The organism is Autumnicola psychrophila, from assembly GCF_031846645.1.
GTDB lineage: Bacteria > Bacteroidota > Bacteroidia > Flavobacteriales > Flavobacteriaceae > Autumnicola > Autumnicola psychrophila.
Map to the genome: position 1 here is coordinate 60,888 of NZ_JAVRHN010000001.1, position 25,452 is coordinate 86,339.

Genomic DNA, 25,452 nt, shown 5'->3' on the forward strand with positions numbered 1-25,452 from the left:
AGCAAAACCCATGCTTTTACACTGTGAGAGCGAACTTTAAAGCCTTTAAGTTATTAACAATTAATGTGGAAAACCCATAGCAGAACCGATCAAAAAACCGGGAGCTATGGGTTAAACAAACCACACGAAAATTTTTTCTCTAGACTTTGGCTAATTCATCCAGTTGCTTCTTAGCAGTAGAAGCTACGTGTGAGGTATTTGCTCTTCCACTTGGATCCAAATCTGCCTGCCATTTAGGAACCCATCTCTTCACTGTTTTAGCTGCACTTTCCTGTGGAAAGTGGCTATGGAAGATTTCCCTGTAGAAGTAAGCTTCTTTTGTCGCAGGTGTATTGTGAGGGAATCTTGTTGCTGCTTCTGCCATTTGATCATCAGTTACATGCGCAGCTGCATATGCTATAAGTTCATCTATCCAGTTATAACCTACACCGTCGCTAAATTGCTCTTTTTGTCTCCATAAAACCTCATCAGGAAGGAAAGGACGCTCCGGAGTATCAAAAGCTTTCCGAAGAATGTACTTTTCAACACCATCATATGTGCTTGGCATTTTCTCTTTTGGTTCTGTCTCTATAGCTGTTTTTAGAAATTGTTTATCCAGGAAGGGAACACGTGCTTCAAGGCCGTGTGCCATTGTAGATTTATCTGCCCTTAAACAATCTGCAGTAGCAAGTCGCTGTACTCTTCTTATTGTTTCTTTCTGAAATTCTTCAGGAGAAGGAGCATTTTTAAAATATAAATATCCTCCAAAAATCTCGTCTGCACCCTCGCCAGAAAGTACTACTTTCACACCCTTATCTGCTATCCCTTTGGAAAGAAAGTACATTGGCGTACTTGCCCTAATAGAAGTAACATCGTAAGTCTCCAGGTGCCATACAAGCTTTTTAAGAATTTCTATTCCTTCTTCAACAGTAAAGTATAGTTCCGTATGTTCTGTTCCTAAGAACTCAGCAACTTTTCTGGCCGCTATTAAATCTGGAGCAGTTTCATCCAGACCTATAGAAAAGGAATGTAATTTTTGATCTGTTCCTTCAAGCAATCTTGCCGCAATAGAAGAAGTCAATGAAGAATCAAGACCACCGCTCAATAACACTCCTAACGGAACATCTGCCATTAAACGTTTTTTTGTAGCCGCAATTAAACTTTCTCTCAATTTTGTTAGATCCAGTTTTTCTGTGCCTTTTTTGTAATCGTACCAGTCCGGAGTGTAATATTCAACAAAACCTGTTTCGGGAGTGTAGTAATGTCCAGGAGGAAATGCTGCAAAGTTCGAGCATTGATCTGCTAAAGCCTTCATTTCACTTGCAAACCAAATAGCTCCGTCATCATCTGTACCGTAATATAAAGGCTTTACACCAATTGGATCACGGGCAGCAATAAAATCCTTACCATCTATTACCACAAAAGAAAATACCCCATCCAGCTTATCTAAAAAATCATAGCCGTATTCTTCATACAAATGCACTATAACTTCAGAATCTCCTGTAGTACGGAACTGGTGATCTTTTAATTCATTTTTTCTAAGTTCCGCATGATTATATATTTCACCATTATGTATCATCCAGGCAGTTGATGTACCCTGGATTGGTTGTTTTCCTGTTTCTAAATCTACAATAGAAAGTCTTTCGTGACTTAATACATAACCTTCTTCGGTTATATGAACATCACTTTCGTCCGGCCCGCGGTGAGACATCCTCTTAGACAGGCTGCTTACTTTCTCTTTACTTAATCGATCTCCGATTACTGCTAAAATTCCACACATGACATTTTCGTTATTAGTTCGATACAAATATGCACCGAAGCTTACAGTTTTTAAAACCTTAATTATAAATTAGTTTCATCTGAAAACATCAAATAAAACATTTGTACCTAAAAGATAGTTCACGCACCAGTATTACTTATAAAAAATTACAGATGTAAATATTTTGTATTTTAACAGCATCTAAATAAATTTTTAACATAAAAGACTCCACAGCTAGAGTACCTTTAGAGAAGATATAGAAATAGTTAACAGTAAAATTAAAACAAGCAATGAAAACGATATTAATAGCAGCATTCGGACTAACACTTACATTTGGAAATTTAAATGCGCAGGAAGAAAATATGAGCACTCCTAATTTCTCAAAAATGGACTCCAGTCCTATGGATCTTGCCCTGTACCGGGACACAAGTGAGGAACCTGTAGCAAGGGTTATATATAGCCGCCCACAAAAAAGAGATCGGGAAGTGTTTGGAAAGCTGGTACCTTATGGAGAAGTATGGCGAACCGGAGCCAACGAGGCAACAGAATTGACCCTTTACAAGGATATGCAGGTAGCCGGAGAAAAAATTCCGCAGGGAACTTATACGCTTTACACTATTCCAAATGAGAACGAATGGACTGTAATACTTAACAGAAAAACACTCACCTGGGGCGCTTACGAATATTCAAGCGAACAAGACCTTGTAAGGATTAATGTACCTGTAAGAAGAGCTCCAAATGATATTGAGGCTTTGTCCATGGCATTTCAGGAATCTGGAAATGGTGCCGACCTTTTAATAGGATGGGATGACAGTTACGTAAAGATTCCTTTTGAACCGGCAATGTGAAAATATTTTAAAAATTGAAAAAGCGCCCAAGAGGCGCTTTTTTTTATGGGATATTGAGATATTTATGCGTTTGCAATGAAACTTTCCATTTTGGATTTTTCATTACATAATCTACGATAAGCGGAATCATTTTTTCCCTGTTGCTCCACTCCGGCTGCAGGTAAAGAATACAATTTTCACCAACTTTAGCTGCCTGCTCTTCCGCAAACTTTAGATCATGTTTATTAAAAACAATGACCTTCAGCTCATTGGCGGCAGCATACACCTCTTCTGTTGGCAGTTTTATTTTTTTTGGAGATAGACAAACCCAGTCCCACTCCCCGGTTAATTTATAAGCTCCGGAAGTTTCGATGTGGGTTTTACAACCTTTATCTCTAAGGCTTTTCGTTAAAAGCGTCATATCCCACGTAAGCGGTTCTCCTCCCGTTATAACCACGGTATCACTACTTGCAGCTGCCTTTTCCACCATTTCACCAATATGCGTAGGTGGATGCACTCCGGCATCCCAACTCTCCTTAACGTCACACCAGTGACAACCTACATCGCAGCCTCCAATCCTGATAAAATACGCCGCAGTACCTTTAAAAAAACCTTCCCCCTGTATCGTATAAAAATCCTCCATTAAAGGAAGCATTATACCTTCATCTACCAACGCCTGTGTTTCTTTTGTAATCATAGCGTGCAAAGATACGGAAACTGTTAGTTTATAGCTTTAAAATCCTTTTTCTTTCAAACCGACAAAAAATTTCCGCGGAATTGCACATATTTAAAGTAAATTCACATCATTCTAACCGGAAATCCTGAATTTTTGACGACTTCTAATTTTCACTATAAATCTTCTACGTTTCTACTAGTTTTTCTGCTACTTATGCTTTTAGGTGGCTGTAGCGCTACAAAAAATTTAAACCAAAACATAAGTAAGCAGATCAACCAAACTGAAAATTTCAGCACAGGTTTTACCGGTTTTGTGCTTTACGATCCCACTACGAAAAAAACAATTTTCGAACATAATTCAGATAAATATTTTACTCCGGCGTCCAATATCAAATTATTTACTTTTTACGCCGGACTCCAGACTCTGGAAGATTCTATTCCGTCTATGCGGTATGCTATTAAGAATGACAGCCTGATTTTTAAAGCTACCGGCGATCCTTCTCTTCTGAATCCTGATTTGCCAGATTCCGGACTGCTGGAATTTCTGAAAAGCCGCAATGAACAGTTATTTTATCTGAAGCCTTCTTATTCTGAAGAAAAATTTGGCCCGGGCTGGGCATGGGATGACTATAATTACGCTTTTTCTGCAGAAAAGGCTGCTTTTCCTATTTATGGCAATAAACTGAAGGTGATTTTTAAAGAAAATAATCCTCTTCCACACACAATTCCATCATCCTTTGAAAATTCGATTGCTTCTGAAAAAGATTCAATGAAAAAATACCGTGGAATTCGCCGAAAATTAAATTCCAATCATTTTACTTACATTCCGAAAGAAAACAAGAAGAATTTTGAAGCAAACGTTCCTTTTATTTATTCCGAAGAATTATTTCTGGAACTTCTAAGCGACACTTTGAAGCGTGAAATTCATTCAATTAAACTCCTGCCTCAAAAATGGCAATTATCATCCTCCTATAATGGAATTGCCACAGATACGCTTTACAAAAAGATGTTGCAAAAAAGTGACAATTTTATAGCAGAACAAATCCTGCTTTTAGCTTCAGAAAGTATTGCAGACACTCTAAAATCTGACATTGCGATAGAATTTATAAAGAAAAACCATCTCCAGGACCTTCCGGATGAGCCAATTTGGGTAGATGGTTCAGGACTTTCCCGGTATAATCTCATTACACCACGCACAATTGTAAAACTGCTGGAAAAAGTTCAGAATGAAGTGGACTGGGAGCGATTAACCGCTCTTCTACCGGCCGGCGGTGAATCAGGAACGTTGAAAAGTAACTTTAAAGCTGAATATCCCTATATTTTCGCCAAATCGGGAAGTATGAGCAATAATTACAGTTTAAGCGGATATCTGAAAACCGATAATGGTAAAGTTTTGATCTTCAGTTTTATGAACAACAATTTCACCGTTAGCAATCAACTCCTCAAAAAGGAAATTGAGCAAATACTGCTGTTCATAAAAGACAATTATTGAAAAATATTTTCAGGAAAGTCGGTAAAATGTCTAATTTCGGTAAGTATCAACCTTCAAAAATGGAAAGAAGAAAATTTATTCAGAATATTGGAGCTGCAGGAATGGCAATTCCGCTGAGTTCCTTCAGTAGTAGCGTTAATTTTTCTACTTCCGAAGAAATTATACGTCCTAAAGCACTAAAAGAAGGTGATACCATAGGTATTATAAGCCCTGCAAGTGCCATTTTTGAATCTGAACCCTATGAAATTGCCCGGGAATCGTTTGAAGCCATGGGATTGAAGGTGAAATTCGGGAAATTTGCCAAAAACAGGTACGGACATCTCGCAGGAACAGACGAAGAGCGGGCAGGCGAATTAAATGAAATGTTTGGTGACCCTTCAATAAAGGCAATTATCGCCCTTAGAGGTGGCTCCGGCTCAGCAAGGATTCTGGATAAACTGGATTACGATCTCATCAGGAAAAATCCAAAAATTTTTATAGGTTACAGTGATATTACTGCACTACACCTGGCGATTTTTGAGATAACCGGGCTCGTCACTTTCCATGGGCCGGTAGCAGTTTCTACCTGGAACAGCTTTAGCACAAAACATTTTAAAAAACTCCTCTTTGAGAAGGAAATGCTTACACTTCAAAACCCTCAGGACAAAGGAGACGAGCTTGCACAAACCGAAAACCGGATTCGTACTATTAAACCAGGGAAGGCCAGAGGAAAACTTCTTGGAGGTAACCTTTCAGTCTTAACCGGAATTATGGGATCTGAATATTTTCCGAAGGACTGGAAAGGGAAAATATTATATATTGAAGATATTGGCGAGAAAATTTATGCGGTAGACCGTATGATGTCCCAATTGCGACTTGGCGGAGTGCTGGAAGAAATTAGCGGATTTGTACTTGGCAAATGCAGCGATTGTGAGCCCGGCGGCAGTGGTTTTGGTTCGCTAACACTGGAAGAAGTTATAAATTCTTATATTGAACCTCTTAATATTCCTGCTTTTAGTGGCGCTATGATTGGCCATATTGATGATAATGTGACTATTCCCAATGGCATAGATGCAGAAATTGATGCTGAAGCAGGGACCATTAGCTTGCTTAATGCAGCGGTACATTAATCTGTAAAAGAATAAAGTGGAGAAAAGACAACAATTCATTGATCATATTTCCTCCGGCTACCAGCCCAAAGGCCCTTATATTTACCTGGGTGCGGCAATGTATAACGGAGAAACTATTCCCGAAGCCGCTGTAAAGGTTCCACTGAAAATGATGAACCGGCATGGGCTTATCGCCGGTGCCACGGGAACGGGAAAATCTAAAACGCTACAAATTCTTGCCGAAAATCTTTCTGAACAGGGGGTTCCGGTCCTTTTAATGGATGTGAAAGGTGACCTGAGCGGAATTGCAAAACCTTCTAATGGAGAAACTTTTCTATATGAAAGACACGAGAAAATAGGATTTCCATTTGAAACTAAAGCTGCCCCTGTTGAGCTTTTAACAATTTCTGAACAAAAGGGAGTACGGTTAAGAGCTACCGTGAGTGAATTTGGCCCCGTATTGCTTTCCAGAATTCTCGATGTGACCTCAACCCAGGCGGGAATAATGGCTATTATCTTTAAATACTGTGATGATAATCACCTTCCGCTTCTGGATCTTAAAGATTTAAAAAAGGTATTGCAATACGCCACAGATGAAGGTCGTGAAGAAATTGAAAAAGAATATGGGAGAATCTCTTCAGCATCCACAGGAGCTATCCTGAGAAAAATTGTAAGCCTCGAACAGCAGGGAGCAGAAATGTTCTTTGGAGAACGATCTTTTGATGTAAAGGACCTTACCCGAAAAGATGAAAATGGACAGGGTTATGTGAATATATTCCGGCTCACCGATATCCAGGACAAACCTGCTCTTTTTTCTACTTTTATGCTGAGTTTATTAGCTGAAATTTATACTACTTTTCCTGAAAAAGGAGATAGCGAAAAGCCGGAGCTGGTATTGTTTATTGACGAAGCACACCTGATTTTTGATCAGGCTTCCAAGGCGCTCCTCAACCAGATTGAAAGTATTGTGAAGTTGATACGATCGAAAGGCGTCGGAATTTATTTTGTAACACAAAACCCCACAGATGTTCCTTCCGAAGTACTTGGACAGTTAGGACTGAAGATTCAGCATGCTTTGCGAGCGTTTACAGCCAAGGACAGAAAGGCGATAAAATTAACTGCAGAAAATTACCCAATTTCTGAATTTTACGATACAAAAAATGAAATAACGGCGTTAGGTACAGGTGAAGCTTTAATTTCTGCCTTAGACGATAAAGGACGACCCGGGCCGCTTGCAGCCACAATGCTGAGGGCGCCCATGAGCAGGATGGATGTACTCACGGGGAAAGAACTGGATGAAATAATCGGGAAATCTGATCTCGCTGAAAAATATAATGAGGATATTGACCGCGAGAGCGCCTACGAACTGCTCACCGAAAAGATTGAGGAAGCTGAAGGAGAAAGAGCGAGAAAAAAAGCAAAATCAGAACGGGAAACTGTAAAGGAGTCTGGCTCCCGCAAACAAACCAAAACGGAAGGAGCTATAATTAAAGTATTAACAAGCGCAACATTTATAAGGGGAGTTATGGGAGTGTTAAATAAACTTTTAAAATAATCCAGATCTAAATATGAAAAAGAACCTTCTATTTATATTACTTAGTTTTTTCCTGTTTTCCTGCAACAACGATGAAGATAATCCTTACCTGATCACTCCAAGCCAGGTGGGAAAAATTAAAAAAGAGACCAGGATCAATCAACTGGATTCAATCTTCGCTGAGGATTCAATAATAAAACGCACGAGTGGCATTGATCAATTTAGAGCTACAGATGAGATACGGATTTATGAAAAGGGCGGTAAGCCATATATGTACCTCGAGCCCCTCCAGGAATTCGATTCTACAAGCACTATTGGACATATAAGGATAATGGATGCCAGGTATGAAACCAAAGAAGGTTTAAACATCAACAGTACTTTTAAAGATATTGTCAAATATTACAACATTTCGAGAATAGAAAATACGCTTAATGCTGCCGTTGTGTTTCTTGATGATATTAATGCTTATATCACTATAGACAAAAAGGAACTTCCGTCTAATCTTAGGTATGATACCGATACAAGGATACGAGCTTCACAAATACCTGACGAATCCAAGATCAAATATCTTATGATTTACTGGAATTAATTGATTATACAATTCCTGGAAACAAAAAAAGGTTCCGGAATTCCGGAACCTTTTTCTATTCAGTCTCTATTAATTAATCTACATTATCATGTAGAAAGGAATTATTTCTTCTAAACTGCAAGTCGTCATTATCATCCTTTCCCAAACTTGTTCTTGAAAGCTTGCTCTCTCCAGGCTTCCTGTCGTCCAGATCCACACCCTGTCTTTTATAAGCTGGCTGCTTTTCTATCTCATCAATCTGAGCGGCATTACTCCTGAATTTATAATTAAACTCTTTCATTTTAGCCCGTCGCTCTGCAGCACGTTCAATAAGCATTTCAGATATTGGGCTGTTAAACGGATCTTCTTCCTCTCCAGAACCCTGTTTCTTTTCCGGTGCCGGAGCTACCGTCTTCTTTTCAAAAGCGATAGTTTCATCTTTTGGCTCTTCCTTTTTTGCAGGTTTGGAATTTTCGAGTTTTTGTTCAAATTCCATGTAGTCATCAAGACTGTACCGCTTAACCCCCTGCGCAGAATTTTCTGTTACTGGAACGATTTCCACAGGTTCATTAACTTCAATATTCCGGGTTTCGTGTGAACTACATTTCTCCTCTTCCCTTCTTTCTGGTTTTTTATTCTGCGGAGTTACCGGTTTGGATTCTTCCTTTTCTTCATTTAAAGGAAAATCAAAAGTGAACATGATCTGATCGTCATTTGCCTCTTCAGGCTCCCTGGTTTCCATCTCCACAACGTCCTCTTCAGAAGCATCATTGATGATAAAGTCTTCAGGATTTATTTCCTCGTATATTACGTCCATATTTCTCGCGGAAGGAGGAGTATAAAGGTTGTCGTTCTTCTTAGTTGAAATATTCCCAACTTCATCTACTTCTTCCACACTATCGTCCAGTGTATGTACTATTTTATTCTCTTTCGGCTCTTCAAAATCTTCCTCCGCTACATTTTCTTCAAGAGATGAAGAATAATAGCCACCTTTCTTAGGCATTAATTCATGTTCGGCCTTCTGCTCATCTTCTAAGGTATGAATGATCTTCTTGGTTTCGGTATTTACGATATCATCCTGCTGCTCTACATTAAAACCCGTGGCGATAATCGTTACTGCAATAGCATCATCCAAAGTATCATCTTCACCAACCCCCATAATAATGTTTGCACTATGACCGGCTTCTGCCTGGATGTGGTCATTAATTTCACCAATTTCGTCTATAGTAATTTCTTCGGCACCAGAAACTATAAGCAGTAATACATTTTGAGCTCCGGTAATTTTATTGTCATTTAACAACGGAGAATCCAGGGCTTTACGTATTGCATCGTTCGCCCTGTCGGCACCAGATGCGCTTGCAGAACCCATTATAGCAGTACCACTATTGCTTAATACAGTCTTGGCATCACGCAAGTCAATATTCTGAGTATAGTGATGGGTAATAACTTCAGCAATACCCCTGGAGGCTGTTGCCAAAACTTCGTCGGCTTTGGAGAAACCGGCTTTAAAACCGAGGTTTCCGTATACCTCGCGAAGCTTGTTATTATTAATTACAATTAGTGAATCTACATGAGAACGCAATTTTTCAACTCCCAGCTGAGCTTGTTCATTTCGCATTTTTCCTTCAAACTGAAAGGGAATGGTACATATACCAACTGTTAAAATACCCATTTCTTTAGCCTGTTTGGCTATTACGGGAGCTGCACCTGTACCAGTTCCACCACCCATTCCGGCAGTGATAAATACCATTTTGGTATTTACATCCAGCATCTGCTTTATCTCGTCAAAACTCTCTACTGCGGCCTGCTCGCCCACACTGGGGTTTGCACCTGCACCAAGCCCTTCGGTAAGGCTAACCCCCAGTTGGATTTTATTGGGAACGGGACTGTTATCCAACGCCTGCGCATCGGTATTACAGATCACAAAATCTACTCCTTTAATCCCTAACTGAAACATGTGGTTAATGGCATTGCTACCACCACCTCCTACGCCAATGACTTTTATGACGTTTGATTGATTTTTCGGTAAATCGAATGAAATGTCTCCAAATTCTGTACTGCTCATAAATTCAATTTTACTGGTTGTATGTTGTATTACTCTGCGTTATCTAAAAAATCTTTAAACTTCTCTGCCCATTTATCAAAAATGCTTTTCCTGGGCTCTTTTCGTTGGGAGTCTAAACTTTCCTGTGAAAAAGATTCATCCTCCGGATCATCAGAAATCTCCTCCCCTATTTCATGCGCGTCATCTTCTTTTTTAAGAACAACTTCTTCCTGAAACCGGCTTTTACTTTGTTCCAGGCTGTTCATTACCAGTCCAACCGCGGTTGCGTAAACCGGGCTGGTGGTTTCAGAATCGTTGGTACCGGCAAGATGCTCGTTTGGATAACCAATCCTGGTATCCATTCCGGTAATATATTCTGCCAACTGCTTAAGATGTTTTAACTGTGCGCCACCGCCCGTTAATACCATCCCGGCAATCAGTTTTTTCTTCTGCTCCTCGTGGCCGTAATTTTTAATTTCCAGGTAAACCTGCTCAATAATTTCAACCACTCTTGCATGAATAATTTTTGAAAGATTTTTAAGGGTAATTTCCTTAGGTTCCCTTCCGCGTAATCCCGGGATAGAAACAATTTCATTATCCTTGTTTTCCCCCGGCCATGCAGAACCAAATTTTATCTTCAGTAATTCTGCCTGCTTTTCAATAATGGAGCAACCTTCTTTAATATCTTCAGTAATAACATTTCCGCCGAAAGGGATTACAGCTGTGTGCCTTATAATTCCATCCTTGAAAATTGCCAAATCTGTTGTACCGCCACCTATATCGATTAAAGCCACTCCGGCTTCTTTTTCTTCCTGACTTAAAACTGCGTTTGCTGAAGCCAGCGGCTCCAGAGTTACTGCAGAAAGTTCGAGTCCCGCGCTTTTAACACATCTTCCAATGTTTCTAATAGAAGAAACCTGGCCCACCACCACGTGAAAGTTGGCTTCCAAACGACCGCCGTACATTCCGATAGGCTCTTTAATTTCGGCCTGCCCATCTACTTTAAATTCCTGCGGAAGCACGTGTATGATCTCTTCTCCCGGAAGCATTACCAGTTTATGCACCTGATTACAAAGGGTATGAATATCCTCTGCATCTATAACCTCATCTGGATTTGGTCTTGTAATATAATCGCTGTGTTGTAGACTTCTTATATGTTGCCCGGCAATCCCCACCACAACATCTTCAATTTTTAATCCTGAATCTGCTTCAGCTTCCTGAATAGCCTGCTGGATAGACTGGATCGTTTGGGTAATATTATTTACCACACCACGATGCACGCCAAGACTTTTGGACTTCCCGATACCGACAATTTCTACTTTGCCGTACTCGTTCTTACGTCCAATCATGGCTACAATCTTGGTTGTTCCAATGTCTAATCCTACTGCTATCTCCTTCTGTTCCATAAATTAATTTTTAGTGCAAACAACCTGATTACCAAATTGCAAGTTCACTTTTCTGTAGGTATTTAACTTATCGTCCTTTAAAGCTTTCTTGTAAAAAGCCTTAAAATTGTTGAATTTTAATTCTATATGCTCTGCCTTTCCAAAATACACCACGAAATCCAGCTTTCTCATTTCCAGCTCAAATTTCCCTGTACTTAGACGATTTATTCCTGTAATATGTTGAATTAAAAATTCATCATTCCTTATATAATCCAAAAGGGGATAAGCCTCTGCCACATTTCCCCCGTCAAAGCCAATCATTAGTGGCACCCGGGCAGAATAATATGGTGAAAGCGGCATTAACTCGCCATTCCTGTCGAGGTAAAAAGAGGAATTTCCCACCACCCTTCCAATAGGTTTACGCTGACTGATTTTCGCCTGAAGCTTCCCGTCGAGGGTCAAATAAACTTCAGCGTTTTCAATCATATCGTGATTATTCAAGAGTGTTTCTACCCTATTCAAATCTAAAGTTTCTTTATCCATGTTTGGAGCGGCCACTTTATTTTGTATCAACAATTTATTAACCGCTTCCTCAGTAACATACAGGTTTTCATCGGCTGTAAATAGTACCGCTACTTCATTGATTTTACGCGCTTTCTGCCTTTTTTCAGCAAAACCAAAAAGAAACGCAACGAGAGCGATAAGCAAAACAGCTTTTATGTATCCTAAAATTGGTCTCATTGCAGCGCTAGTTTTACTTTTTCAACTTCTTCTCCAATATCCCCGGCGCCCATCATAACTACCACTTCAGCATTTGCACGTTTTATTTTTTCTGAAAGGTTTTCCTTCTGAATAAGCTCTTTATTCTCATTATTAATTTTGTCCAGAAGCCATGCTGAAGTAATTCCTTCTACCGGAAGTTCCCGTGCCGGATAAATATCGAGCAACATTACCTGATCAAATTTGCTGAGGCTTTCAGCAAAATCATCTGCAAAATCCTTTGTTCTGCTGAATAAATGCGGCTGAAAAACAGCCAAAACTTTCTTTCCTGCGTGCATTTCCCGAACAGCCTGATATACCGCCGAAATTTCTGCAGGATGATGTGCATAATCATCTATAAGAACAAAATTGTCAGATTTAATTTTATAGGAAAATCTACGTTTTACTCCTTTAAAACTATATAGAGCCCCGGCAAGCTGATTCGTGGGGGAACCATATTCTATCGCCATGGCCAGGGCTGTTATAGCATTTAGCAAATTGTGTTTGCCGGGTAAATAAAACTTTAAATTTTTTATAGTCTCTTTCGGAGTTTTTAAATCAAAATTATAGGCTCCGTTTTCTATTTTTATATTAATTGCTGAAAAATCAGCATTGTCATTAATTCCGATTGTTGCACCTTCAAGAGGTAGTCCATTCCGCACAAATAACCTGCCATTAGCGGGAACCAGCGAAGCAAATTTTCTAAAGGTGGCCTGTAATTGCTCATTTTCGCCATAGATATCCAGATGATCTGCATCCATAGAGGTAATTGCAGCAATATTTGGCGATAATTGCAAAAAAGAACGATCGAACTCGTCTGCTTCAGCAACAATTACTTCGTCCCCCTGCATAATGAGATTACTTTGGATATCTTCACTAATTCCACCCAAAAAAGCGGTCACTTTTGCACCGGTTTCCTTCAAAATATGCGCTAAAATGGCCGTTGTGGTCGTTTTTCCATGTGTACCGGCAACTGCAAGCGTCAATTTCTTCTGAGTTACCATTCCCAGTACCACCGCTCGTTTTTTTAGATCATAATTATTCTTTTCAAAATAATTATATTGCTCATGCCCCATTGGAATAGCCGGAGTATAAACGATAAGTGAATTTTTGTCTGAAATAACGGCATCCGGAATTTGCCCAATATCGTCCTTATAAATAACGGTAATCCCTTCTTCCTCCAGTTTTTTTGTAAGCGGACTAGGAGTTTTATCGTAACCGGATACGTTCCTGCCCTTTGCGTTAAAATACCGCGCAAGGGCACTCATGCCGATCCCACCGATCCCGATAAAGTAAAAGTTTTGTATGTTGTTTATATCGTTCAAATTTCGTTATTCTTATTCTTTGTTTTCTATTTGTTCATACCTACAAGGTTTAAAAAACCTTGCAGGATTTGCGGCCTAGACCTCACAGGTTTTCAAAACCTGTGAGGTCTGATCCTTATCTCTTTATCAGTTTTTCCACCTCGTCTACAATATTTGCGGTCGCATTTGGCAGCGCCATTTTTTTAATATTATCACCTAATTCTTTCTGCTTTTCTTCCGAGTTAACCAAATCCAAAAAGGCTTCTTCAAATTTTTCTTCCAGTTCAGCTTCAGTTAAAGTAAGCGCTGCATTATTTTTTGTGAGTGCCATCGCATTTTTGGTCTGATGATCTTCAGCAACATTTGGCGACGGGATAAAAAGCACTGGTTTTCCCACAATACTTAATTCTGAAACGCTTCCTGCTCCCGCGCGGGAAATAATGACATCTGCCGCGGCATAAGCCCAGTCCATCCTGTTCAGAAATTCGTAGGTCTGCACCAGGTCGCTGTTATGCTTCCGGTATTCATCATAATATAATTTTCCTGTCTGCCAGATAAGCTGAATGTTTTCTTTTTCAAATTTCGGTACCCAGGTTTCTATTAGCTGGTTTATTCTTCTAGCACCTAAACTTCCGCCAATTACCAGCACGGTTTTCTTCTTTTTGTCCAGATGGAAAAAACGTTGCGCTTCTTCTCTCTTTTCAGAAACTTTTAAAAGATCCAGCCTCACCGGATTTCCTGTAATCACGGTTTTTTCTTCAGGGAAGAATCGTTTTACTTCTTCATAAGCCGCACAAATAATATTGGCCTGCTTAGAAAGAATCCTGTTGGTAATCCCCGGATAAGAATTCTGCTCCTGGAGCAGGGTTGGAATTTTATTGGAAACCGCCACCCGCAGCAAAGGACCACTGGCAAAACCACCTGTTCCTATTACCACATCTGGCTTAAACTTCCTGATTATCTTGCGGCTTTTACTGAGGCTACTCATTAACTTAAACGGAAACATCAAATTCTTCAAAGAAATTTTCCGCTCAATTCCGCTAATCCATAAACCTTCAATATCATATCCCTCCTGCGGAACTTTTTCCATTTCCATACGATCTTTTGCGCCAACAAAGAGAATTTCGGAATCAGGATAACGCCTGCGGATCTCATCTGCAATAGCGATGGCCGGGTAGATATGTCCACCGGTCCCTCCTCCTGATAATATGACACGTAAATTCTCTTTCACTTTAGATCGCCTCACTTAATATATCTAACGGATTCTCATCATCAGTTTCCTTAGATTCCGCTTCTTTAATTTCTTCTCTTTTTGCACTAACACTTAAAATAATCCCCAGCGCCATGCAGGTCATCCAGATGGACGTTCCACCGCTACTTATAAGCGGTAGTGTTTGCCCCGTTACCGGAAATAATTCCACCGCTACAGCCATATTCACCAGTGCCTGGAATACGATGGGAATTCCTACTCCCATTACCAGCAGCTTTCCAAAAACCGTATTCGCTTTAGTAGCGACAATTACAATTCTAAAAAGCAGCATGAGGTAAGCCAGCATAACGCCAAAAGCACCTATAAGTCCCATCTCTTCCACAATTATCGCATAGATAAAATCTGAAGATGATTGCGGAAGAAAATTCCGTTGAATAGATTTGCCAATTCCGGTACCTGTAATACCCCCTCTTGCAATGGCAATTTTCGCCTTTTCGATCTGATAATCTGCTTCAGTGTCGCCATCGTTAGTAAAACTATCTATCCTGCTGGCCCAGGTATCCACCCTACTGGGCAGTACGCCGGGAAAAGCTTTTGCTGTAAGTATGAAAATTGCCAAAAAAACGAGTCCGACTCCCACAATGGCAGCAAGATATTTTAAAGGATATCCACCCAGGAACATTAAAACCAGCGTCATTGCAAATATTAATGCTGCAGTAGAAAAGTTAGCCGGGAGAATAAGCGCCAGAATCAGAAAGACCGGCAGCCACAAAGGCAAAATAGTCTCCTTGAAAGTGACCGTTCTTTCTGTAATTTTAGATAAATACCGCGCTACATAAACCATAAGCACCACTGAAGCAAGCGTAGACGACTGGAAGGAAACCCCTAAAACAGGGATTTGTATCCACCTACTGGCATAAGCACCCCCAATAAAAGTGCCTTGCGCCACAGTGTATATAAGCAACACAATAATAACGGGCAGCATTAAAATCGAGAGTCCGCGAAAATAAGTGTACGGAATACGATGCACCGCAAAGAGCAAACAAAATCCCAGCAGCAGATGAAAGAAATGCACCACAAGATAATTGAAGGTGCTTCCATCTCCATGAAGATAAGCAAGATTACTACTGGCGCTATAAACCGGCAGGAACGAAAAAATTGCCAACAGCCCCGCGGTAGCCCAAATAACCTTGTCTCCTTTAAGATTTGAAAAAATACTGCTCATTTGTTACTTAATTCTTGTTCCAGACCTCACAAATTTTGAAAACCTGTGAGGTCTTACCAACACTCTATAAATTTCTCACCGCTTCTTTAAACTGGCGTCCCCTGTCTTCATAGTTTTCAAAAAGATCAAAACTCGCACATGCCGGTGATAGCAAAACGCTTTCGTTTTTTTCTGCAATTTTGTAGGCGATTTTCACCGCTTCGTCCATAGATTGTGTTTCCACAATGGTATCTACACAATTTCCAAACGCAGCCATTATTTTAGCATTGTCTACCCCAAGGCAGATAATCGCTTTTACTTTCTCGTTTACCAAAGGCAACAAATCGCTGTAAACATTGCCTTTGTCTACCCCACCAACAATCCACACAGTCTCGGTCTCCATACTTTCCAATGCATAAAAAGTCGCATTGATATTGGTAGCCTTAGAATCGTTGATGTACATCACATTGTTGATCTTAAGCACCTTTTCCAGACGATGTTCCACACCCTGAAAATTTTCCATACTTTCCCGAATAGTTTGTTTCCTGATTCGTAAAAGTTGTGCAACCGTAGCGGCCGCCATCGCATTCTTTGTGTTGTGCTTGCCCTGAAGGCTAAGATCTGTTGTTGGCATATTAAATTGGGTATTATTTATTTTTACTATTATTTCTTCATTTTCTAAAAAGGCCCCGTTTTCAAACTTTTTTTCTAATGAAAAAGGCAATTTTTGCGCTTTGATCTGGTTTTTCTCCAACCACTTCATAATATTTTCATCATCTGCATCGTAAATGAAGTAATCTGATTCTGTTTGATTCTTCGTAATCCTGAATTTTGATTCTATATAATTATCCAGACTGTATTCATACCGGTCTAAATGATCTGCAGTTATGTTCGTTAAAACGGCAATTTTCGGCCGGAAATTCAGGATTCCATCCAGCTGAAAACTACTCAGTTCCAGAACATACCAGTCGAATTCGCTCTCTGCGACCTGTTTCGCAAAGCTGTCACCTACATTGCCCGCCATTCCTGCGGAAATACTTCCGGCTTTAAGAATATGGTGGACAAATTTTGTAGTGGTCGTTTTTCCGTTGCTTCCGGTAATACCAATGACTTCTGCTGAAGTAAATTCTGAAGCAAATTCAATTTCAGAAATCACGGGAACGCCTTTGCCTTTCAGTTTTAAAACCAAGGGAGCATTATCGGGTATTCCCGGACTTTTCATCACGACTGAAGCTGTCAGAATCCTTTCTTCAGAATGAGTGTACTCTTCCCATTCAATTTCATGATGTTCAAGAACTTCCCTGTACTTATCTTTTATCTTTCCCTTATCAGAAACAAAAACTTCAAAGCCCTCCTTTTTGGCTAATATCGCCGTGCCTACCCCACTTTCGCCTCCTCCCAGGATTGCAATGCTCTTTCTTTCCATATTATCTCACCTTCAGGGTAACTACAGTTACAATCGCGAGGAAAATCCCAACGATCCAGAATCTTACTACGATTTTACTCTCGTGATGCCCTTTCTTCTGATAATGATGATGCAGAGGGGACATCAGAAAAATTCTGCGGCCTATACCGTATTTCTGTTTTGTGTACTTAAACCATCCTACCTGCATTACTACAGATAAGTTCTCCATCAGGAATATTCCGCAGAGAATGGGAATAAGCAGCTCTTTTCTGGTCGCTATGGCTAAAACGGCAATTATCCCCCCTATAGTAAGGCTGCCGGTATCTCCCATAAAAACCTGCGCCGGATAGGTGTTATACCATAAAAATCCAACTAAAGCACCCGCCATTGCGGTGATATATATGGTCATTTCCCCCGAACGTGGGATGTACATAATATTCAGATAGTCTGAAAAAATGATGTTACCAGAAACCCATGCAAAAATCCCCAGCGTAAGAACAATAATTGCTGAAGAACCTGCAGCGAGGCCATCTACACCATCGGTAAGATTGGCTCCATTTGAAACTGCGGTTACAATGAAGATCACAATTGGAATAAAAATTAACCAGGCATATTTGGAATAATCTGGATTGATCCAGGTTATTAAACTTGCATAATCAAATTCATTATTTTTCACAAAAGGAATCGTAGTTGTGGTGGTTTTTTGTTCCGGGCCCATTTCTCGTAGCCCCCCCACTTCCACTAACTCCTGATTAGGCACTACAGAATTTGCCTCTTCCTTTACGGTAATGCCGGGATGGAAATACATAGTGCCGCCAACAATTAAACCCAATCCCACCTGACCAATAACTTTAAAAACGCCCTTAAGACCTTCTTTATCCTTTTTAAAAATTTTAATATAATCGTCCAGAAAACCTATGGCTCCCATCCAAAGCGTAGTGACAATTAGCAAAATCACATATATATTATCCAGTTTCGCAAAGAGCAAAACCGGAATAAGTGTGGCAATAATGATAATTAAGCCACCCATGGTTGGGGTTCCTGCCTTTTCACTCTGACCTTTAAGCCCAAGTTCACGAACACTTTCGCCCACCTGTTTTGCCAACAAGTAAGTAATTATTTTTTTACCATATATTGTGGAAATCGCTAAAGACAAAATAATGGCCATAGCCGACCTGAAGGAAATATATCCAAACAACCGCGCTCCCGGCAACTGATATTCTGACCCTAAATATTCAAATAGATAGTATAACATCCTTTATCTTTCCGATTTTCCTTTTTAAAAGAAAAAAGCTTCAGTTACTTATTCTGTTGTTTCAAAAATTCTTTTACGATCTGGAGATCATCAAAATCATGACGCTCCCCGTTTACCTCCTGGTAAGTCTCATGACCTTTTCCGGCGATTAAAATGATATCATTCTTTCCAGCCAACTGGCATGCGGTTTTAATCGCCTGTTTCCTATTGGTAATAGACATTGTTTTTTTAAAGTTTTGAGGCTGCACACCAGCCTCTACATCTTCAATAATTTTTTCAGGATCTTCAGTTCTTGGATTATCACTGGTAAAAATTACTTTGGTGCTTAAAGCTGAAGCTATATGCCCCATCTTTGGTCTTTTAGTTTTATCCCTGTCACCACCACAGCCAACAACAGTAATTAACTCTTCGTTTTTGGTGCGAATCGCATTAATCGTTTCCAGCACATTTTTTAAAGCATCAGGAGTATGTGCATAATCAACGATGGCTGTAATTTGCTCATTATCGGAAACTACATACTGAAACCTTCCACTTACAGAATTAAGTTCACTTATAATCTTCAGGCTTTCCAGTGTTTCTAATCCGAGTAGTTCGGCAGTGGCATAAATTGCCAACACATTGTAAGCGTTAAAAGTTCCTATTAACCTGGACCAAACTTCCTGCTCGTTCACCTTCAGCAATAATCCGGTAAACTGATTTTCCAGAATTTGCGCCTGATAATCTGCATAAGATTTTAAGGCATAGGTATATTTTTTTGCCTTTGTATTCTGAAGCATCACCTCACCATTCTTATCATCTACATTGGTGAGCGCAAAAGATGAGACCGGTAGTTCGTCGAAAAAACGTTTTTTAACATCCCTGTATTCTGCAAAATCTTTGTGATAATCTAAATGATCATGTGAAAGATTAGTGAAAATACCGCCAGCAAATTCCAAAGCAGTCGTTCTATGCTGAGCGATTCCATGAGAACTGACTTCCATAAAACAAAACTCCACACCTTCATCGTTCATTTCCTTTAAATAGGAATTTATGGTAACTGAATCTGGAGTAGTTCTTATAGCTGAATATTCTTTATCTGCAACCATAACCTTTACTGTAGAAAGCAAACCAACTTTAAAGCCTGCCTTTGTAAACAAATTATAAAGCAAAGTGGCTATGGTAGTTTTCCCATTGGTACCGGTTACCCCAACTAATTTTAATTTTTCTGAAGGATTTTCAAAGTAATTCGAAGCCATATAAGCCAAGGCTTTTTTGGAATCATCTACCTGAACATAGGTCACTCCATTGATGATCTGCTCCGGTAATTCTTCACAGATAACAACCAGCGCTCCTTTTTCTATCGCCTTTTGAATGTATTGATGACCATCGGAAAGACTTCCGCGAATTGCAATAAAAACATCGTTAAGCTCCACTTTCCTGGAATCGAAATGGAGGTTATTAACAGTCACCCCAGTGTTTCCAACCACGGCTTCCATTCTTACACGATATAAGATGTCTTTTAAAATAATCAACTTAATACTAATTTTATATTCAATTCCTTATTCTGACTAATTTCTATTCCCGCAGCCACAGACTGACTTTTAACGTTCCCCTGCCCCCTGAAATTGACTTTAAAACCCAGGTTTTCCAGTAAGGAAATGGCATCCATAGCAGGCATCCCAGTAACATCTGGCATTAGGATTTTTTCATTCTGAATTTTACTGTAATACTTATTGAAGTCCGCTTTCACATCCTCATTTTCAATCTGAAGAGAAGGCAGCTCATCCATTATTGGAGTATCAGTATAAATTTTTTGAGCAATGCTTTTAAACACTGGTGCAGCTACGATATTTCCGTAATAACCTTTTCTCCTGTTTGGTTTATGGATCACCACAATGCAGGAGTATTTAGGATCTTCAGCTGGGAAATATCCCGAAAAAGATGCAATATACCTACCGGGTTCAATCCAGTATTCTACCTGACACGTTCCAGTCTTGCCTGCCATGGAGAAATTAGGAGTGTAAATATTGGCTGCCGTCCCACGCTTTACTGTATTCTCCATCATTTTCCTCACTTTTCTGGCAGTTTCCGGAGAACAGATAGCTGGGTTTATTATTTCCTTTTCCACCTTCACGATGGTTTTATCCCATTCTTTCACTTCCTTTATAAAACGAGGCTTCACCATTTCACCATTGTTGGCAATCGCATTATAAAAGGTGAGCGTTTGCAGAGGAGTTAAAGAAACTCCGTACCCAAAAGCCATCCACGGAAGACTAAGTCCATTCCAGTTCTTATCATCTGGATGCGGTATTTTTGGCTGACCCTCTCCATTAATATCTAAACCGATTTTTTTATTAAGCCCCATATCATAAAGCCGGTCCACGAATTTTGAAGGATTTGTTTTATACCCTTCAGTAATCATTTTTGTAAAGGCTGTATTAGAAGAAAGTTCAAAAGCTTTTGCTGCCGAAATTTTTCCGTAGCCACCGTGATGAGAATCCCTAACAGCACGACCGTAATAACGAACTACTCCGTTCTCTGTGTCCACAATTTGTGCAGTATCTACTACCTTATCTTCCAGGGCAGCTACCATTGCCATTAATTTAAAGGTCGATCCCGGCTCATGCGACTCATAAACAGCGTAGTTTCTCTTTTCGAAATAAGTACCCTCTTTAGTCCTGCCAAGATTAGACATCGCTTTAATCTCCCCTGTTGCAGTTTCCATAACCACTACAGTTCCATGCTCAGCTTCAAAATCTTCGAGTTGCTTTAAAAGTGCATGGTGGGCGATATCCTGAATATTAACATCTATAGTAGAAATTACATCATAGCCATCCCGCGGTTCCACTTCATTGTTATCACTAATTGGTTTCCACTGGCCTTTTGCAATTTTTTGTTTGAGCCTTCTCCCATCAGTTCCTCTCAGGTAATTCCCAAAAGCACCTTCCAGACCTACCCGGGTAAAATAGCCATCTGCATCTTTTCTTTCATACCCCACGGTTCTCTCACCCATTTTACCAAGAGGATGCTCCCTGACCGTTCTTTGTTCTACAATTAAACCGCCTTTATAGGCACCCAAATTGAACATGGGAAAGTTTCGGAATTTAATATACTCTGAGTACCCAAGGTTTTTTGCGATTAGGAGATAGCGCTGTTTATTAACTCTTGCTGCTCTAATCTTCTGTGAATAACTAGATGCACTTCCTCCCAGTGCTGCTGAAAGTTTTTCAGACAATGGCCCTATATTAGTTTCAAAATCTTTATCTGAAACAGTAACTGCATCAAACCTAATATCAAATTTGGGAACTGAAGTTGCTAATAAGCTGCCGTTGGAATCGTAAAGATTCCCTCGGTTGGCAGGAATTTTGAAATTCCTGTACGTCCTGTCCTCTGCCAGCTCCTTGTAATACTCCCCTTCTACGAACTGAATATCCATCAACTTAAAAGCAACAGCAAACGCGAAGATGAACAGGCATCCCGCGATAAAGTATAATCTGTTTAATATGCTTTTTTCAGTAGTTGCCATGAAATCGCTACTCTTTTAAGTTTACTTTTATCTTGTATGGCGGAGTTTCAGAAGGTTGAATTCCTGTTCCGCTGAGTTTGTCAATAATTGTTGATTCCATTTTAATACGCATTAGCGCAGATCTGCGGTCTACAAATTCACTTCTCAACTCCCTCACTTCGTTATTAAGCCGTGCGATTTCATGCACCTTTCGCTCGGCACTGTGAGAGCTGGCAATCATCACAATGGCCAGAAGCGTACAAAAAACTATAAAACGCCAGTTTTTTACAGCGTCGTTACTTATGAGAAAATTTGCCTTTAGTATGTTGTAAATACCCTTCTTCATTTTCATTCTTTTTAATCATCACTTCATCAGAAAAAGCTTCTGACTATAACTTCTTTGCAACGCGAAGTTTCGCACTCCTCGCCCTGTTGTTACGGACAATTTCCTCTTTACCAGGAACTATTAAGCCTTTTACTTTTTTAAAAGGAACAGATATGTTTCCGTAGAAATCTTTTTCCGGCTCACCTTTAAACAATCCGCTTCTTATATATCTTTTCACCAAACGATCTTCCAGAGAATGGTAAGAAATCAAACTCAGTCTTCCTCCGGGCTTAAGCAATTCCTCTGTTTGCAATAAAAAATCTCTTAAAGCTTCTATTTCCTGATTTACTTCAATCCTGATCGCCTGATAAATCTGCGCCAGAATTTTATTCTCCTTTCCTTTAAATAAGCTCGGCTTTAGCAAATCATTAAGCTGTTCACTGCTTTCAATTGGCTTCTCCTTCCGCTCTGTCACAATCATGCGAGCCAATTTTGGAGCATTCTTTAAATCTGCATATTCGTAGAACATTTTCTTAAGCTGTTCTTCATCATATTCATTTACCACCTCGTAAGCACTAAGTTTACTATCCTGGTTCATCCTCATATCCAGCTTAGCATCAAAGCGCGTTGAAAAACCACGTTCAGCTTCATTAAACTGATGAGAGGAAACCCCAAAATCACCAAGGATACCATCTACCTGTTTCACTCCGTAGAATCGCAAAAACCTCTTTATAAATCTGAAGTTCTCATTTATAAGTGTAAAGCGCTCATCATCTATGTTATTCTGCAAAGCATCCTTATCCTGATCGAAAGCATAAAGTTTACCTTCCGGCCCCAGCTGTTTCAGGATCTCTCTGGAATGTCCTCCACCACCAAAGGTCACATCCACGTAAACACCATCTGGCTTTATATCCAGACCGCGCACGGTTTCTTCCAGTAATACAGGTTTATGATATTCCATCAAAATCATCGTTTCCCATCACCTCTTCCGCCAGATCTGCAAAATCATCTGAAGCGGCATCGATAGCATTTTCATATTTATCTTTATCCCATATTTCAATAATATTAATTGCAGAAGAAAGCACTATTTCTTTCCCAATTCCTGCAAAACCAATAAGATCTTTAGGGATTAACAACCTTCCGTTAGTATCCACCTCAACAGTTTTTACACCTGCAGTGAAGCGACGAATAAAGTCGTTGTTCTTTTTTTTGAAGCGGTTGAGCTTGTTTATTTTCTGCATCATTTCATCCCACTGTTCCATAGGATATAACTCGAGACAAGGCTGAAAAACCGAGCGCTTTAAAACAAATCCATTTTGCAACATAGGAGCGAGCTGCTTCTTTAGAGCTGAAGGAACCATTAACCGCCCTTTCGCATCTACCTTGCACTCATATGTTCCAATTAAATTTACCACTCCTGAATTTATAGATCAAATATATCGAAAAAAAAACCACTTTTTACCACTTCTTACCACATTGTTGATAAGTTTTACCACCGTATTTCACTGAAACACTTCTTAATAGCTGTATTTACTTATAATTCAGAAGGTTGATAGCAGTGGGAAATATTTACCAAAAAATCTGCTTAATTATAAAGCCAGAGATCGTATTAAGCTTTAGCAAAAACTCTTTGCTATTAGGCAAAAATGATTATACTTGTATTGAAATCGCTATATTTGCGATTGCTAACCGCAAAGGGCATCAATGAAAAATCACTTAAAGCAAGAAGGAAAGTTTACGTACTTAGAGGAGGGAGAAGGCACACCAATTGTAATTTTACATGGGCTTATGGGAGGCCTCAGTAATTTTGATGGTGTCGTGAATTTTTTTCCATCTAAAGGTTATAAAGTTTTAATTCCGGAATTGCCTTTATATTCAATGTCTCTTCTTAAAACCAGCGTCGCAACTTTTGCTAAATACCTTAAAGAGTTTATTGAGTTTAAAGGTTTTGAGGAGGTTATCCTGTTAGGGAATTCTCTTGGCGGCCATATCGCCCTGGTTGCCACTAAACTTTACCCCAGTCTTATAAAGGGTCTTGTAATTACAGGAAGTTCTGGTCTTTATGAAAACGCAATGGGAGAAAGTTACCCGAGACGTGGAGATTATGAATTCATTAGAAAAAAGGCGCAGAATGTTTTTTACGATCCCGAAGTGGCCACAAAGGAAATTGTGGATGAAGTTTATGAAACCGTGAGCGACAGGAATAAGCTGGTAAAGACTTTGGCTATTGCAAAAAGTGCTATTAGACACAACATGGCTAAGGATTTACCAAAAATGCTTACCCCTACCTGCATCATCTGGGGGAAAAATGACAATGTCACTCCTCCCGAAGTAGCTGAAGATTTTGACAGATTGTTACCGGATTCTGATCTTTACTGGATTGATAAATGCGGGCATGCAGCTATGATGGAGCACCCGGAAGAGTTTAATGCCTTACTACATGCCTGGCTCGAAAAAAGGCAATTTTAGGCATAGACTTTCCTGCCCCCGCAACTAAACCAGGTTTGAAAAAATAGAGATTAAAGATGAAAATCAAGAATGCTGAATTTGTGATAAGCAACAGCAGCGTTGCGAAATGCCCTGATAGTAAGCTTCCGGAGTACGCGTTTATAGGAAGAAGTAATGTAGGTAAATCTTCCCTAATCAATATGCTGACCGGGCGTAAAGCTTTGGCCAAAACCTCTGCAACTCCAGGGAAAACGCAGTTAATAAATCACTTTCTTATTAATGACAACTGGCACCTGGTAGATTTGCCAGGTTATGGGTACGCCAAAGTTTCAAAATCCACAAAAAACACCTTTCAAAAGTTTATAACGGCATATTTTGAGAAACGGGAGCAAATGATTTGCGCGTTTGTTTTAGTAGACTCAAGGCATAGTCCTCAGAAAATTGATATGGAATTTATGCAATGGCTGGGGGAGCACCAGGTTCCATTCTGTATAATATTCACAAAAGCTGATAAAACCAAGCCTAAAGAACTTGAATTAAAACTTGAAAACTACGAAGCAGAAATGCTAAAGACATGGGTGGAAATGCCCCAATATTTCGTCACCTCAGCAAATACAGGTATGGGTCAGGAGGAAATACTGGACTACATAGAAGAGATAAACAAAAATCTAAAGTTGAGATAACGATTGTTTTTTACTATAAAAAAT

22 protein-coding genes are annotated in these 25,452 nt (G+C 39.7%); 7 read left to right on the forward strand and 15 right to left on the reverse strand.

From position 1 onward, the window contains the following. Positions 1-139 precede the first annotated feature (139 nt). The gene (gene asnB, locus RM541_RS00235) at positions 140-1,759 is read right to left on the reverse strand and encodes an asparagine synthase B (RefSeq protein ID WP_311498251.1); all 1,620 of its coding nucleotides are present in this window, start codon (positions 1,757-1,759) and stop codon (positions 140-142) included. A 269-nt stretch (positions 1,760-2,028) separates the two neighbouring features. On the opposite strand from asnB, the gene RM541_RS00240 reads away from it, so the two are divergent. Further along, the gene (locus tag RM541_RS00240) at positions 2,029-2,586 is read left to right on the forward strand and encodes a DUF2911 domain-containing protein (protein WP_311498252.1); all 558 of its coding nucleotides are present in this window, start codon (positions 2,029-2,031) and stop codon (positions 2,584-2,586) included. A 43-nt stretch (positions 2,587-2,629) separates the two neighbouring features. On the opposite strand, the gene RM541_RS00245 is transcribed toward RM541_RS00240, so the two are convergent. Beyond that, on the reverse strand, positions 2,630-3,262 hold the full coding sequence (locus RM541_RS00245) for a 7-carboxy-7-deazaguanine synthase QueE (protein ID WP_311494344.1): 633 nt from the start codon (positions 3,260-3,262) through the stop codon (positions 2,630-2,632). 132 nt (positions 3,263-3,394) lie between these two features. On the opposite strand from RM541_RS00245, the gene dacB reads away from it, so the two are divergent. The 4 genes from dacB to RM541_RS00265 are packed head-to-tail and all read left to right on the forward strand — an operon-like array spanning position 3,395 to position 7,943. After that, positions 3,395-4,732, forward strand: coding sequence for a D-alanyl-D-alanine carboxypeptidase/D-alanyl-D-alanine endopeptidase (gene dacB / locus RM541_RS00250; RefSeq protein ID WP_311498253.1), 1,338 nt, complete (start codon positions 3,395-3,397; stop codon positions 4,730-4,732). 59 nt (positions 4,733-4,791) lie between these two features. Beyond that, entirely contained in the window at positions 4,792-5,841 is a 1,050-nt protein-coding gene (locus tag RM541_RS00255) for a S66 peptidase family protein (protein WP_311498254.1), read from the forward strand. 16 nt (positions 5,842-5,857) lie between these two features. Continuing rightward, positions 5,858-7,375 carry a helicase HerA-like domain-containing protein gene (locus RM541_RS00260; RefSeq protein ID WP_311498255.1) on the forward strand — a complete coding sequence of 506 codons (1,518 nt, stop codon included), beginning with the start codon at positions 5,858-5,860 and terminating at the stop codon, positions 7,373-7,375. A gap of 13 nt (positions 7,376-7,388) precedes the next feature. Beyond that, positions 7,389-7,943, forward strand: a complete 555-nt coding sequence (locus RM541_RS00265) for a hypothetical protein (RefSeq protein WP_311498256.1) — start codon at positions 7,389-7,391, stop codon at positions 7,941-7,943. A 73-nt stretch (positions 7,944-8,016) separates the two neighbouring features. Here RM541_RS00265 and ftsZ read toward each other — a convergent pair whose 3' ends face one another. From ftsZ to mraZ, 13 genes are all read right to left on the reverse strand, one after another. Next, positions 8,017-9,987, reverse strand: coding sequence for a cell division protein FtsZ (gene ftsZ / locus RM541_RS00270; RefSeq protein WP_311498257.1), 1,971 nt, complete (start codon positions 9,985-9,987; stop codon positions 8,017-8,019). 29 nt (positions 9,988-10,016) lie between these two features. Continuing rightward, positions 10,017-11,372: a cell division protein FtsA gene (gene ftsA / locus RM541_RS00275; RefSeq protein WP_311498258.1), complete on the reverse strand. Its 1,356-nt coding sequence runs from the start codon at positions 11,370-11,372 to the stop codon at positions 10,017-10,019. A 3-nt stretch (positions 11,373-11,375) separates the two neighbouring features. After that, complete coding sequence (locus RM541_RS00280; RefSeq protein ID WP_311498259.1) at positions 11,376-12,092, reverse strand: cell division protein FtsQ/DivIB; 717 nt, start codon at positions 12,090-12,092, stop codon at positions 11,376-11,378. Then, positions 12,089-13,435 carry a UDP-N-acetylmuramate--L-alanine ligase gene (gene murC, locus RM541_RS00285; protein WP_311498260.1) on the reverse strand — a complete coding sequence of 449 codons (1,347 nt, stop codon included), beginning with the start codon at positions 13,433-13,435 and terminating at the stop codon, positions 12,089-12,091. The genes RM541_RS00280 and murC overlap by 4 nt, the downstream gene beginning before the upstream one ends. A 115-nt stretch (positions 13,436-13,550) precedes the next feature. Next, positions 13,551-14,645: an undecaprenyldiphospho-muramoylpentapeptide beta-N-acetylglucosaminyltransferase gene (gene murG / locus RM541_RS00290; protein WP_311498261.1), complete on the reverse strand. Its 1,095-nt coding sequence runs from the start codon at positions 14,643-14,645 to the stop codon at positions 13,551-13,553. Between the two features lies 1 nt (position 14,646). Continuing rightward, complete coding sequence (locus tag RM541_RS00295) at positions 14,647-15,849, reverse strand: FtsW/RodA/SpoVE family cell cycle protein (RefSeq protein WP_311498262.1); 1,203 nt, start codon at positions 15,847-15,849, stop codon at positions 14,647-14,649. Positions 15,850-15,913: 64 nt separating this feature from the next. Further along, positions 15,914-17,254 (reverse strand): UDP-N-acetylmuramoyl-L-alanine--D-glutamate ligase, encoded by a 1,341-nt coding sequence (gene murD, locus RM541_RS00300; RefSeq protein WP_311498263.1) that lies wholly within the window; start codon positions 17,252-17,254, stop codon positions 15,914-15,916. Position 17,255: 1 nt separating this feature from the next. Further along, positions 17,256-18,488, reverse strand: a complete 1,233-nt coding sequence (gene mraY / locus RM541_RS00305; protein WP_311498264.1) for a phospho-N-acetylmuramoyl-pentapeptide-transferase — start codon at positions 18,486-18,488, stop codon at positions 17,256-17,258. A gap of 44 nt (positions 18,489-18,532) precedes the next feature. Continuing rightward, positions 18,533-19,999, reverse strand: a complete 1,467-nt coding sequence (locus RM541_RS00310; protein ID WP_311498265.1) for a UDP-N-acetylmuramoyl-L-alanyl-D-glutamate--2,6-diaminopimelate ligase — start codon at positions 19,997-19,999, stop codon at positions 18,533-18,535. Then, on the reverse strand, positions 19,996-21,993 hold the full coding sequence (locus tag RM541_RS00315; protein ID WP_311498266.1) for a penicillin-binding protein: 1,998 nt from the start codon (positions 21,991-21,993) through the stop codon (positions 19,996-19,998). Before RM541_RS00315 ends, RM541_RS00310 begins: the two co-directional genes overlap by 4 nt. Before the next feature lie 7 nt (positions 21,994-22,000). Beyond that, entirely contained in the window at positions 22,001-22,318 is a 318-nt protein-coding gene (locus RM541_RS00320; protein WP_311498267.1) for an FtsL-like putative cell division protein, read from the reverse strand. 43 nt (positions 22,319-22,361) lie between these two features. Further along, positions 22,362-23,258 (reverse strand): 16S rRNA (cytosine(1402)-N(4))-methyltransferase RsmH, encoded by an 897-nt coding sequence (rsmH, locus tag RM541_RS00325; protein WP_311498268.1) that lies wholly within the window; start codon positions 23,256-23,258, stop codon positions 22,362-22,364. Beyond that, entirely contained in the window at positions 23,245-23,712 is a 468-nt protein-coding gene (gene mraZ, locus RM541_RS00330; RefSeq protein ID WP_311494360.1) for a division/cell wall cluster transcriptional repressor MraZ, read from the reverse strand. Before mraZ ends, rsmH begins: the two co-directional genes overlap by 14 nt. 289 nt (positions 23,713-24,001) lie before the next feature. Between mraZ and RM541_RS00335 the strand changes: the two genes are divergently transcribed. After that, a complete protein-coding gene (locus RM541_RS00335) occupies positions 24,002-24,766 on the forward strand; it encodes an alpha/beta fold hydrolase (protein WP_311494361.1) in 765 nt (254 codons plus the stop codon). Between the two features lie 56 nt (positions 24,767-24,822). After that, on the forward strand, positions 24,823-25,428 hold the full coding sequence (gene yihA / locus RM541_RS00340; RefSeq protein ID WP_311498269.1) for a ribosome biogenesis GTP-binding protein YihA/YsxC: 606 nt from the start codon (positions 24,823-24,825) through the stop codon (positions 25,426-25,428). Positions 25,429-25,452 lie beyond the last annotated feature (24 nt).

Coding starts and splice junctions, on each gene's coding strand:
- RM541_RS00240 (WP_311498252.1), top strand. CDS start 2,029: ATGAAAACGATATTAATAGCAGCATTCGGACTAACACTTACATTTGGA.
- murD (WP_311498263.1), bottom strand. CDS start 17,254: ATGGAAAGAAAGAGCATTGCAATCCTGGGAGGAGGCGAAAGTGGGGTA.
- mraY (WP_311498264.1), bottom strand. CDS start 18,488: ATGTTATACTATCTATTTGAATATTTAGGGTCAGAATATCAGTTGCCG.
- RM541_RS00295 (WP_311498262.1), bottom strand. CDS start 15,849: ATGAGCAGTATTTTTTCAAATCTTAAAGGAGACAAGGTTATTTGGGCT.
- asnB (WP_311498251.1), bottom strand. CDS start 1,759: ATGTGTGGAATTTTAGCAGTAATCGGAGATCGATTAAGTAAAGAGAAA.
- ftsZ (WP_311498257.1), bottom strand. CDS start 9,987: ATGAGCAGTACAGAATTTGGAGACATTTCATTCGATTTACCGAAAAAT.
- rsmH (WP_311498268.1), bottom strand. CDS start 23,258: ATGGAATATCATAAACCTGTATTACTGGAAGAAACCGTGCGCGGTCTG.
- RM541_RS00245 (WP_311494344.1), bottom strand. CDS start 3,262: ATGATTACAAAAGAAACACAGGCGTTGGTAGATGAAGGTATAATGCTT.
- RM541_RS00315 (WP_311498266.1), bottom strand. CDS start 21,993: ATGGCAACTACTGAAAAAAGCATATTAAACAGATTATACTTTATCGCG.
- yihA (WP_311498269.1), top strand. CDS start 24,823: ATGAAAATCAAGAATGCTGAATTTGTGATAAGCAACAGCAGCGTTGCG.
- RM541_RS00255 (WP_311498254.1), top strand. CDS start 4,792: ATGGAAAGAAGAAAATTTATTCAGAATATTGGAGCTGCAGGAATGGCA.
- RM541_RS00280 (WP_311498259.1), bottom strand. CDS start 12,092: ATGAGACCAATTTTAGGATACATAAAAGCTGTTTTGCTTATCGCTCTC.
- RM541_RS00320 (WP_311498267.1), bottom strand. CDS start 22,318: ATGAAGAAGGGTATTTACAACATACTAAAGGCAAATTTTCTCATAAGT.
- ftsA (WP_311498258.1), bottom strand. CDS start 11,372: ATGGAACAGAAGGAGATAGCAGTAGGATTAGACATTGGAACAACCAAG.
- RM541_RS00265 (WP_311498256.1), top strand. CDS start 7,389: ATGAAAAAGAACCTTCTATTTATATTACTTAGTTTTTTCCTGTTTTCC.
- RM541_RS00335 (WP_311494361.1), top strand. CDS start 24,002: ATGAAAAATCACTTAAAGCAAGAAGGAAAGTTTACGTACTTAGAGGAG.